This is a genomic window from Falsiroseomonas oryziterrae, from assembly GCF_021864505.1.
Classification (GTDB): domain Bacteria; phylum Pseudomonadota; class Alphaproteobacteria; order Acetobacterales; family Acetobacteraceae; genus Falsiroseomonas; species Falsiroseomonas oryziterrae.
Genome location: NZ_JAKJIB010000713.1, coordinates 1 through 555 on the forward strand (window position 1 = coordinate 1; position 555 = coordinate 555).

Annotated in this window: 2 protein-coding genes; both read left to right on the forward strand. The window is 76.4% G+C overall.

What is annotated here, in order from left to right; genetic code table 11:
• A partial coding sequence (locus L2I40_RS24285) for a hypothetical protein (protein WP_237217887.1) occupies positions 1 to 268 on the forward strand: 268 nt, incomplete at its 5' end.
• Between the two features lie 4 nt (positions 269 to 272).
• Positions 273 to 555, forward strand: a 283-nt coding sequence (locus tag L2I40_RS24290; protein ID WP_272911021.1) for a heme biosynthesis HemY N-terminal domain-containing protein, incomplete at its 3' end; no start/stop codon positions are given.

Sequence of the window (555 nt, forward strand, 5' to 3'; positions counted from 1 at the left end):
GCAGGGCGGCGGCGTGCTGGACAGCGCCGCCCAGCGGCTCGGCGGCCTCGTCACCGTGCGGCGCGGCGAGGAGGTGCTGTGGGGCGACGCGGCGGCGGCCGAGATCGAGCGCGCGCGACGTGCGGTGGAAGCGGGCGACCTGGAGGGCGCGCTGCGCTTCCTCCAGCGCCTCTCGCCGCCCGCGCGGCAGGCGATGGGCGGCTGGATCGGCAATGCCGAGGCGCTGATCGCAGCACGCGCGGCGCTGCGCCAGATGGCGGCGGGCTGAGCCGATGACGCGTGCCATCCTCTACCTGGCGCTGCTCGCGCTGGGCGTCGCGGGCGTGCTGTATCTCGCGGGCCTCGGCGGCTTCGTGGAGATCCGCGTCGGCGAGGTCGAGATCGCGCTGCCCTTCGCGGTGGCGCTGCTGCTGCTGGCGATCGCCTTCGTCACGCTACACCTTCTTCTCGTCGCGATCGGCGCGATCCGGCGTTGGCCGGCGCGGCTGCGCGCGCGGCGCGAGGCGAGGCGCCGCCTGGACGGCGACGCCGCGGTGACGCGCGCGATGGTGGCGT